The sequence below is a fragment of the Opitutus sp. GAS368 genome (assembly GCF_900104925.1).
Classification (GTDB): domain Bacteria; phylum Verrucomicrobiota; class Verrucomicrobiia; order Opitutales; family Opitutaceae; genus Lacunisphaera.
The window spans coordinates 967,897-977,975 of the sequence record NZ_LT629735.1 but is presented as its reverse complement, the minus strand read 5'-3'; the positions used below and the strand labels follow the sequence as shown (position 1 = coordinate 977,975).

Annotated in this window: 10 protein-coding genes; 8 read left to right on the top strand and 2 right to left on the bottom strand. The window is 66.0% G+C overall.

Annotated elements, in window-relative coordinates; genetic code table 11:
* The first annotated feature begins 28 nt into the window (after positions 1-28).
* A complete protein-coding gene (locus BLU29_RS04345) occupies positions 29-733 on the top strand; it encodes an adenylate/guanylate cyclase domain-containing protein (protein ID WP_091055427.1) in 705 nt (234 codons plus the stop codon).
* 164 nt (positions 734-897) lie between these two features.
* The gene (gene ettA / locus BLU29_RS04340) at positions 898-2,583 is read left to right on the top strand and encodes an energy-dependent translational throttle protein EttA (protein ID WP_091055426.1); all 1,686 of its coding nucleotides are present in this window, start codon (positions 898-900) and stop codon (positions 2,581-2,583) included.
* Between the two features lie 89 nt (positions 2,584-2,672).
* Here the strand turns inward: ettA and BLU29_RS04335 are convergent, their stop codons facing one another.
* Complete coding sequence (locus BLU29_RS04335) at positions 2,673-3,047, bottom strand: S4 domain-containing protein (RefSeq protein WP_091055424.1); 375 nt, start codon at positions 3,045-3,047, stop codon at positions 2,673-2,675.
* A gap of 217 nt (positions 3,048-3,264) precedes the next feature.
* On the opposite strand from BLU29_RS04335, the gene msrA reads away from it, so the two are divergent.
* Entirely contained in the window at positions 3,265-3,822 is a 558-nt protein-coding gene (gene msrA / locus BLU29_RS04330) for a peptide-methionine (S)-S-oxide reductase MsrA (protein WP_091060900.1), read from the top strand.
* Positions 3,823-3,828: 6 nt separating this feature from the next.
* Here the strand turns inward: msrA and BLU29_RS04325 are convergent, their stop codons facing one another.
* On the bottom strand, positions 3,829-5,358 hold the full coding sequence (locus BLU29_RS04325) for a hemolysin III family protein (protein WP_091055423.1): 1,530 nt from the start codon (positions 5,356-5,358) through the stop codon (positions 3,829-3,831).
* Between the two features lie 141 nt (positions 5,359-5,499).
* Between BLU29_RS04325 and BLU29_RS04320 the strand changes: the two genes are divergently transcribed.
* From BLU29_RS04320 to BLU29_RS04300, 5 genes are all read left to right on the top strand, one after another.
* Complete coding sequence (locus BLU29_RS04320) at positions 5,500-6,306, top strand: disulfide bond chaperone (RefSeq protein ID WP_231962307.1); 807 nt, start codon at positions 5,500-5,502, stop codon at positions 6,304-6,306.
* Positions 6,307-6,355: 49 nt separating this feature from the next.
* On the top strand, positions 6,356-6,964 hold the full coding sequence (gene pnuC, locus BLU29_RS04315; RefSeq protein WP_091055420.1) for a nicotinamide riboside transporter PnuC: 609 nt from the start codon (positions 6,356-6,358) through the stop codon (positions 6,962-6,964).
* Entirely contained in the window at positions 6,961-7,488 is a 528-nt protein-coding gene (locus BLU29_RS04310; protein WP_091055418.1) for an ATP-binding protein, read from the top strand. The genes pnuC and BLU29_RS04310 overlap by 4 nt, the downstream gene beginning before the upstream one ends.
* A 65-nt stretch (positions 7,489-7,553) precedes the next feature.
* On the top strand, positions 7,554-8,330 hold the full coding sequence (locus BLU29_RS04305; RefSeq protein ID WP_091055416.1) for a tRNA threonylcarbamoyladenosine dehydratase: 777 nt from the start codon (positions 7,554-7,556) through the stop codon (positions 8,328-8,330).
* Between the two features lie 54 nt (positions 8,331-8,384).
* Positions 8,385-10,004 (top strand): hypothetical protein, encoded by a 1,620-nt coding sequence (locus BLU29_RS04300; RefSeq protein ID WP_091055415.1) that lies wholly within the window; start codon positions 8,385-8,387, stop codon positions 10,002-10,004.
* Positions 10,005-10,079: the final 75 nt, after the last annotated feature.

Genomic DNA, 10,079 nt, shown 5'->3' with positions numbered 1-10,079 from the left:
GAATAGTTATCGAAGGGGTCTGTCGCCCATGGATACCAACCCGAGTTTCGGACAGACCAACCCCGGTTTCGGACAAACCAATCCCGGGGTGGGGCAGCCCAACCGCCGGTTGGCCGCGGTGATGTTCCTCGATATGGTCGGCTACAGCGCGATGATGGCCGGGGACGAGGAGCGCGCGCTGGCCTGCGTGGGCGAACTGGAGAAACTCCTCCGGGCCGAGGTGCCGAAGTTCGGCGGGCGCGTGGTCAAGTTCCTCGGGGACGGCTCGATGGCCGAGTTTCCCACCGCCCTTTCCGCCGTGCGCTGCAGCCAGAGCGTGCTGCAGGATGTCGAGTCCAACAATGCCTGGGTCCCCGTGGAGAAGCGCTATTCCGTCCGCATCGGCCTGCACCTCGGCGAACTCGTGGACCGGGCGGACGATATTTTCAGCAACGCGGTGAACGTCGCCGCGCGCATTCAGCCGCTGGCCGACCCGGGTGGCATCGCCATGTCGAGCTTCATCTACTCCCAGATCGAGAACCAGCTGGACCTGAAGGGCGTCTACCTCCCGCCGCAGAAGCTCAAGAACATCCCCGAAAAAATGCGCATCTTTCTCGTCGAGCCCGTCGGGGGCGATGTGACCGGTCGGGCCATCCGGCGGCACAAGCCTTTTGCCACCAAGGTCGCGCTCGGCGCCGGGGCGGCGGTGGTCGCGGCCATCCTGGCCTACTACTTTCTGGGCCGGCATTCCTGAGCCGGCTCTTGTAGCGGCGGTCTGTGACCGCCGGGGATAGGTTGCGGGCCGTGACGGCGGTCATGGACCGCCGCTACAAAATACCGGGATGTGTAACGGCAGCTTGTCTGCCTTTGCCGGTTCATCAACTATCAGCGCTCAACTCTCAACTTTCCCGTCCCCTCATGGCCCAGCCTGAAGCACCCAAGATCATCTTCTCGATGCTCGGCGTCTCGAAGAAGATCGAGCGCAAGGAAATCCTCCGCGACATCTCCCTGTCGTTCTATTACGGCGCCAAGATCGGCGTGCTCGGTCTCAACGGCTCCGGCAAGTCCTCGCTCATGCGCATCCTCGCGGGGATCGACACCGAGATCGACGGCCGCGTGCACTTCGAGCCGGGCTACACCGTCGGCTTCCTGCCGCAGGAGCCGGCGCTCACGCCCGGCGCCACGGTCCGCGTCTGTGTCGAGGAGGGCGTGAAGCACCTGACCGACCTCACCGCGGCCTATGATGCCTCCTGGGACGAACTCACCGAGGCGGCCGACGACAAGGCGAAGGACGCCATTTCCGACCGGCAGGCCAAACTGCAGGAAAAGATCGACCATCTCGGGGCCTGGGATGTCGCCCCGATGGTCGAGCAGGCGATGGACGCGCTGCGCTGTCCGCCGGGCGAGGCCATCGTCGATAATCTTTCGGGCGGTGAGCGGCGCCGGGTCGCGCTCGCCCGCCTGCTGTTGCAGAAGCCGTCCATTCTGCTCCTCGACGAGCCGACCAACCACCTCGACGCCGACAGCGTCAACTGGCTGGAGCAGCATCTGTCGCGCTACGAGGGCACGGTCATCGCCGTGACCCACGACCGCTACTTCCTCGACAACGTCGCCGGCTGGATCCTCGAGCTCGACCACGGGCACGGCCTGCCGTTCAAGGGCAACTACTCCTCGTGGCTCGAGCAGAAGCAGGCCATGGCCACCGTGGCCGAGCGCACCGAGAGCAAGCGCCAGAAGGCGATGGCGCGCGAACTCGAGTGGATCCGGCAGAGTGCGAAGGCGCGCGTCGCCAAGTCCCAGGCGCGCATCAGCGCCTACGAGGCCATGCTCAAGCAGGACGTTGCCGAGCAGGAGAAAAAATTCGAGATCATCATCCCGCCGGGTCCGCGCCTCGGCACGCTCGTCGTGCAGGCGCAGCAGGTGGCCAAGGGCTATGGGGACAAGCTGCTGTTCGAGAACCTGGAGTTTTCGCTGCCGCCGGGTGGCATCGTGGGGATCATCGGCCCCAACGGCGCGGGCAAGACCACGCTCTTCAAGCTCATCACCAACCTGGAGAAACCCGACGCGGGCAGCTTCAAGGTCGGCGAATCGGTGAAGTCGGCCTACGTCGAGCAGTCGCGCGACTCGCTCGAGGGCAACAAGACCATCTGGCAGGTCATCAGCGACGAGCAGGAAGTCATGGTGCTCGGCACGCGCTCGGTGAACAGCCGGGCCTATTGTGCGCAGTTCGGCTTCACCGGCGCCGACCAGCAGAAGAAGGTCGGCGTGCTCTCCGGCGGCGAACGCAACCGCGTGCTGCTGGCCCGCGTGCTCAAGAGCGGCGCCAACCTGCTCCTGCTCGACGAGCCGACCAACGACCTCGACGTGAACTCGATCCGGGCGCTGGAGGAGGCGCTCGAAAGCTTCGCCGGCTGCGCCGTGATCATTTCCCACGACCGCTGGTTCCTCGACCGCACGGCGACGCACATCATGGCCTTCGAGGGTGACAGCTATGTGCACTGGTTCGCCGGCAACTACTCGGCTTACCTCGAGGATTTCAAGAAGCGGAAGGGGAAGGACGCGGACCAACCGCACCGGATCAAATACCGCAAGCTGACGCGGTAGACATTGGAGGGTTCGCGTCCCTGCGAACCGCGGCCCGCAGAGACGCGGGCCCTTCAGTTTTCCGCCGCTGCTCGTCGAGACGACTCGCCCTACCAATTAAACAGCCGGCCCATCTCGCGGCGGTCCTTCTTGGTCGGACGGCCCTTGCCGCGTTCGCGGGCCAGCATGTGCTCGATGCCGGCCTGCCGCGCACGCTCGTATTCGGTGGCCGGCGTCAGGTCGGTTATGAATTCCGGCAATTGCTTCGCCCCGACGCGCGAGCGCGGGTGGGCGACAACCTTCAAGGTGCGGGTGATGGCGCCGACGCGGACGGTGACCGTTTCGCCGGCATGGATGTCGCGGCCGGGCTTGGCCTCGAGTTCGCCGATCAGGACCTTGCCGGCACGGCAGGCGGCCGTGGCCTCGGCGCGGGTCTTGAAGACGCGCACGCTCCAGAGCCATTTGTCGAGGCGCGGGTCATCCATGGACCAAGGCAAATCTATCGCCTGAAAAAGACAAGGAACGGAATTTCCGCAGATGGCGCAGATGGACGCGGATGAAGTTTATCCGGCATTGATCCGTGTAATCCGCGGGGAAGGGTTTGGCTGTTTGACAGGTTGCGCCGGAATAAAAACCGGCTAGCCTGCTCCCACGTTCATGAACGTCCGCCCCGTATTCGCCCTCCTGACCCTTTTCTCCGCCATGACCCTCCAGGCTCAGCCCAAACCCGCGTCGTCCCACGAGTTCGCCACCTTCGGGGGCGGCTGCTTCTGGTGCATGGAGGCCGTGTTCCAGCGGCTGCCCGGCATCATCCACAGCACGAGCGGCTATGCGGGGGGCACGACCGCCAACCCGACCTACGAGGAGGTTTGCGGCCACGGCACGGGCCACGCGGAGGTCATCCGGGTGGAGTTCGACCCGGCGGTCATCAGTTACGAGAAGGTGCTCGAGGTCTTCTTCGAGGCGCACGACCCGACCACGCTCAACCGCCAGGGCGCCGACGAGGGCGACCAGTATCGGTCGGTCATCCTCTACGAGAACGAAGCGCAGCAGGTCGCCGCCGGCAAGGCCAAGCTTGCCGCCCAGGCGAACTACAGCGACCCGATCGTCACGGAGATCGTGCCCCTGAAGAAATTCTGGCGCGCCGAGGACTACCACCAGGACTACTTCAACCAGCACCCGAACCAGGGCTACTGCACGTTCGTCATCAAGCCGAAGGTCAAGAAGCTCCAGGATCACGGCGTGATCCAGAAGAAGTGAGCGGCGTCAGCCCTGCGCCGGCAGCACGAACAGCAGCACGGCCAGCAGGTGGCACACGCTGCCGGCCTGGAAGCAGAGCTGGCGCGGCAGCTGGTCGAAACGGGGCAGGCGCCACAGGTAGAAGGCAATGCCGGCGGTGTAGCAGAGTACGCCGGCCACCACCAGCCACAGTCCGCCGGCCGGCAGCAGGGCGATCACGGGCTTGATGGCGATGACGGCGAGCGCACCGACGAGCAGGTAGGCCCCCGCCGTGACGACGCGGTAGCGTCCGCGGAACATCAGCTGCAGGGCGACGCCGGCGGTACACAGGCCCCAGACCACGCCGAAGAGCGACCAGCCCCACGGGCCGCGCATGGAGACGAGCAGGAACGGCGTGGCCGTGCCGGCGATGACGAGGAAGATGGCGGCGTGCGTGTATTTGCGCACGGCAAGCTTCCACTCGGCCGTCTCATGGCGGTTATAGATGGCAAAGGCCGTGTAGAGCAGCACAAGCGTGACGCCGAAGACGCTGAAGCTCGCCAGGTGCCATGCGTCGCCCTTGACGGCGGCAAAAGCCACGAGCAGGGCGAGACCCGCCGCGCTGGCGGCGAGGCCGAGGCCGTGCGTGAGCCCGTGGGCGAGGCGTTCGAGGCGCGTGTGCATGCGGACGGGCTCGGGGGCGATCACGGGCTCGAGGGGGGCGCCCTGCGCGGCGAGGCGGCGGTTGCGCACGATGTTGTTCGACGCCTCGTCGCACCAGCGGATGAAGCGACACGGGCGCGGGCTGGTGAACTCGGAGGACTCCCACTCGCCGCCGTCGGTGTAGAGGGATTTCGGGAAAATCCAGGTGCTGAAGGTGAAGTCGGCGACCGGCACGGTGAAGAAGCCGGAGATGGCCTCGTTGCAATCGATCACGGCGTGGTGGCGGAGGTGAAAGCTGTAGACCTTGCGCCAGAACCGGCCCCAGCGCGGGTGCTCGATCAGCCCGGCCCATTGTTCGAACGACCAGTGCTCGATGGCGTGGAAGACTTCGTAGAACACCAGCGACACGGCGATGGCGGCATAGCCGGCAAGGAACCACGGGAGCGACGGGACCAGCCACTGGAGCAGCGCCAGCATGGGTGTCATGATGCAGCCGAAGACCACCAGCGTGAACCAAGGGAAGAACGAGGCCTCCTTCTGGTGCGGTTCGGTGATGGGATAGAGGTTTTCGACGTAGGGCACCTCCTTGCCGCCGGGCGTGCGCCGGCGACCGATGCGTGTCAGGTTGTGGTGCAGCGTGTGCTGGCGGTAGAAGCGGCTCAGGAACGGCACCACGGGCTTGTGCAGCACGTAGCGGTGGAAGAAGAACTCCATGAAGCAATTGAACAGCTTCATCAGCAGGAAAGCGGCGGCAAACTGCCAGACGGTGGTGCCAATCTGAACGAACCAGACGGAGGCCGGCGCCAGCAGCCAGAACAGGCCATAGAGCCCGGCGAGAGTGACAACGACGGTGAAGAAAAACAAGGGGAGCGACAGCTCCTCCTCGACAGGCGCGCGGGGGGGGGTAGCGGACATGGCGATGTCCTTTTCCCGATAAACCCGGGGCAAGGCAACCGTTGATTTCGGACGTCTTGCTGAACGCAGTGATCCCGCGCAGGACCGCCGGGTCGAACAGGGGGATGCTGGACTTTCGGCATTTCTGCATACACTCCCCTCATGCCCGACCAACCGACCCAGGAACTGAACGGAGTGATCGTGACGGTGGATTTTGTCCGCCATCGCAACGCCATGCTCGTGCGCGCCGATCTCGGTTTGCTGTTCACCGACTTCTACCTGCATGTGGCGGACCACAAGCTGCGCTATACGCCGGAACAGGCGGCGCTCTTCAAGACCGCGCTGGCGGCTTTCACGCTGCACTGCGCCTCGCGGCCGCTCAACGAGCACCTCGCCTGGACGCTGAATTTCCAGGAGCCGCGCCTGAACGTCTTCCTTGCGGGCGACAACGAGGACTGCACGGTCACCGGCCGGCTGTTCACCGAGAACGTGCGCGAGGCCGCCGAGAACGTCTTCTTCAGCGACATCGTGCCCCGGCGCGGCGTCGAGCCGCGGCGCAGTGTGGTCAACTTCCAGGGCAGCGACGTGTTCGCGGCCGTGGCGGGTTACTACGCACGCAGCGAGCAGCAGCCCGTCCGCTTCTTCGACTTGGGGAACGACAGCTACGCCATGCTCGTGGCCCAGCCGGATTGCGACCTGGCGTGGTTTGCCTCGGTGGATGTCGAGGGAGTGCGCAATCCCGGCGCGGCCGAGACGGTCGGGCGCATCCAGAGCCGCAACTACGGCTGGCACTGCGGCTGCACCCAGCAGAAGATCCTCGGGGCCATCGCCCCGGCGTTCCGGGCGGATCCGGACGGGCTGTTCGGCGATGGCGAGACCATCCGCGTCGAATGCCCGCGCTGTGCCGCCGGCCATACCCTGACCCGCGAAGCGATGGAAGCCTACCTGACGCAGACGCTCAAGGGATGACCGCACTGAGGGTTTGCGTCGGGGCAGGGCGCGGCGATTGACTCCGCGCATGCAGGCCATCTGGCAGAACATCTGGACCGGGCTGACCACGGCCACCCCGCTGGATCAGGTCAACCTCGTGCTGGGTGTAATCGGCGTGGGGCTGATGATCCGGCGCAGCCTGTGGGCGTTTCCGGTCGGCCTGGTGGCGGTCACGGTGCAGGGGGTGCTTTTCTACCAGAGCCACTTCCCGGCGGACGCCCTGCTGCAGGTCTTCTATTTCGTGGCGCTGGCGTGGGGCTGGTGGCACTGGGTCAAGGACCGGGGTGCCGCACCCGAATTGCCCATCACGAAGCTGCCCGGGCGGGGTCGGGTGCTAACCCTGGTTATAGCCACGGCGGCTACCGCCCTCTGGGCGCTGGCCGTCGGGCCGGTGATGCACGCCGTCATGCCTTGGCGCGACGCTTTCATCGCGATTTTCAGTGTCGCCGCGCAGGTGCTCCAGGCGCGCAAGAACATCGAGAACTGGGCGCTCTGGGCGGTCGTGAACCTGGCGGCGGTCGCCTCGTATTGGAGTGCGGAGCTGGCCTACACGGCGTTCCTTTACGCCATCTATCTGGTCATGGGCCTCGTCGGTTGGCGGGTCTGGCACCGAGCGATGAGGGGGGCGGCGGTATGAGCGGGCCGTTGCGCATTGCGGTCTGCGGCACCGAGTCCACGGGCAAGACCCGCCTGGCGGAAAAACTCGGCACGCACTTCCGCGCGCCGGTCGTGGCCGAATATGCCCGCGAACGCTGGGACCAGCAGGGCGCGCTCGGCCTCGAGGACATGCTGCCCATCGCCCGCGAGCAATGGCGGCGCGAGGACGAGGCCGCGGCTCATGCGGAGCGGCTGGTCATCTGCGACACCGACGCGCTGACGACGATGCTCTGGAGCGACCTGCTCTACGGCACCTGCCCGGATGAGGTCCGGCGCGGCGCGGAAAAGCGCTGCCGGGACTACGCCCTCTACCTGCTGCTCGACACCGACGTGCCGTTCGCGCCTGACCCGCAGCGCTGTTTTCCCGATCCCGCCGACCGGGAAAAATGCCGGCGCGTCTGGCGGGGCGCGCTCGAGCGCCGGCATCTGCCCTTTGTGGATATCCGCGGCGAATGGGCGGCCCGCGAGGCCGCGGCGATCGCGGCGATTCAAGCGATCCTGTAGCGGCGGTCTATGCCCGCCGGGTATTGACGAACCGGGTGGTCGGCGGTCATAGACCGCCGCTACAGATGACAGAAGACTATCTCCAGCGCTTCGGCGGGCTGGGCCGGCTCTATGGCACGGCGGCGTTGCCGCGGCTGCAGGCGGCGCACGTCTGCGTCGTGGGCGTGGGCGGCGTCGGTTCGTGGGTGGTCGAGGGTCTGGCGCGATCGGGCGTCGGGGCCATCACGCTGATCGATTTGGACGACGTGTGCCTGACCAACGTCAACCGCCAGCTGCCCGCACTCGACGGCAACATCGGCCGGCCCAAGGTGGCGGCGCTGGCCGAGCGCGTGCGGCTGATCAACCCGGCCTGCGCGGTCACGACCGTCAGCGAATATTTCACCGCGAAGACGGCGGAGCAGCTGCTGGCTCCGCGCTACACTTGGGTGGTGGACTGCGTCGATCTCATGTCAAACAAGGCATTGCTCATCGCCGAGTGCACCAAGCGTGGCCAGCCGGTGCTCACGGTCGGCTCGGCGGGGGGCAAGCGGGACGCCACGAAGATCGTCGTGACCGACTTTGGCGACGGGCACGGGGACGAGCTGCTGCGCCAGGTGCGCAAGAAGCTGCGGCGCGACCACGGCTTCGCCAAGGGCGAGGGCAACCATTACGGCATCCCCTGCGTATCCTCGCAGGAGCAACCGGTCTTTCCGTGGGCCGATGGCACCTGCGCGACCGAGCCGGAAGAAGGCTCGAACCTGCGGCTCGACTGCGCGACCGGCTTTGGCACGGCGGTGTTCATCACCGGGGCGTTCGGCTTCGCGGCGGCCGGCGAAGTGGTGCGTCGGATCGCGCTCGGCTGAGCGGGAGCCGGCGGAAAGGAAACTTCGACATGCGTCCGTCGAGAGCCTAAATCGATGCTGACGATGTTCAGTCACAAGAGCGTGATACGAACCCCGCTGGTTTTCGGCCTTCTGCTTGGCGGCACGCTGGTCCTGTGGTTGGTCTATTATCTCGGCTGCATTCCCGGCCAGACCTTTGACGCCACGCGGTTCATTTTTTTCGACCAGGGGTCCTTCATGTATGCGAATGGCCGGGTGCTGGCCGGCGAGCACTTGTATAGTGAGCTGGCCTGGCAGTATGGGCCGCTGGCCATCGGATGGTATGCGCTGTTTGCCTCTCTGGCAGGCAATACCCCCTTGGTGCTCGTGCTGGCGGCCGGCATTGCCACCGCCCTGGCCTGGACGGGATTGGTGGTCATGGCCGCGCGCAAAGTGGGCCCGGGGATCGCGTGGCTTGGCGGGCTGCTTGGTTTGCTGCCGGCGATAACCGCCCCGGGTTTGCTGAGTCACTTCACCGGGCCACACAGCGCCGTGGAGGCAATGCTGTTGGTGTCTGTCGCCTGGTTATTAGCCGCGGAACGCCCGACAGCCAGGAGTGCGCTCAGCCTGGGCCTGGCGCTCGGCGCGATCCAGCTGGTCCGTTTCGGTCCGCATGTGGCGGCGGGGGTCGTGGTGGTCTTGCTGTGGTGCCTGCGGATCGGCCTGGACCGATCGGTGGCGGATCGCCGGTCGCGGCTGGTCCAGGGGCTGGGGATGATGCTGGCCGGTTACGGGTCGGTGGTGCTGGCCTATGGCGGCTGGTTGCTGGCCCGCCTGCGCCCCATTGCCGTGGGGGAGCAGTTGTGGCCCGCGCACATGCTTGCGCATTACGAGGAAATCACTTCGGGTCGCTGGCCCCGGTTCGAGTCATGGGGCGACTCCTATCTCCACTATGTGCCCGTGATCACGGGCCTGGGGCTGGCGGCTTTCGTCGTCCTGCGGGCGGTCAAAAACCGCGTGGCGCCGGATCGCGTCGACTGTGCGTTGCTGTTTCTGCCGCTCTATTTTGCAGTTGGTTGCACCTTCCTGTTCCGGACGCCCTCGAACATCCTGGCGCATACTTGGATGGCCTGGCCGGCGGTCGCCCTGGTGGGCGAGGTGCGCTTCCGCTGGGGCCGGGGCTTGATCGTCCTGGCCTTGCTGCCCGTGACGGCCTGGCAGATGGACAAATGGCTCGATACTTGGAGCATCGAAAAGCAATGGCAGGCGGAGTCGCTCCAACTGCCCAACGGCCAGCACTTGTGGTTTCATGGTTCCGAGGCCGCGCGGATCGGCAATCTGGCCCGTCTCATCCAGGAAAAACCGGCGCCACTGGCGGAGGGTGCCAGGCGCCGGCTGGTCGTGCTCGGCGCCGGGGGCGGGGTGCTGCATTTCTTCAATGCCGCCCGGGTCGGGCGGCACTGGTGGTATCTGCCGCAATTTGTCCGCCCGTGGGAGACGGCCCAGGTGGTCGAGGATCTCTCCCGGCACGAATTGCTGCTGCAATACTTCCTTTATCCGGAACCGGTGCCGCGGGTGCCGGCGGAACAGGTTTCCCTGACCATGCCTGTCGATCCGGCTTTCGGGCATGACTTGGTCGCCCGGATGGTGCTGGTCGAGTGGGTGCCCGGCCTGGGCTATCTGTTCCGGATTTCTCCTCCGCCGAACAACCGCTGAACATTGCCTTGGCCGTAGGGTCGGTGCTTGCGCCGACCTTGGGATAAAACGTCCGATGGTCGCCGCAAGCGGCGA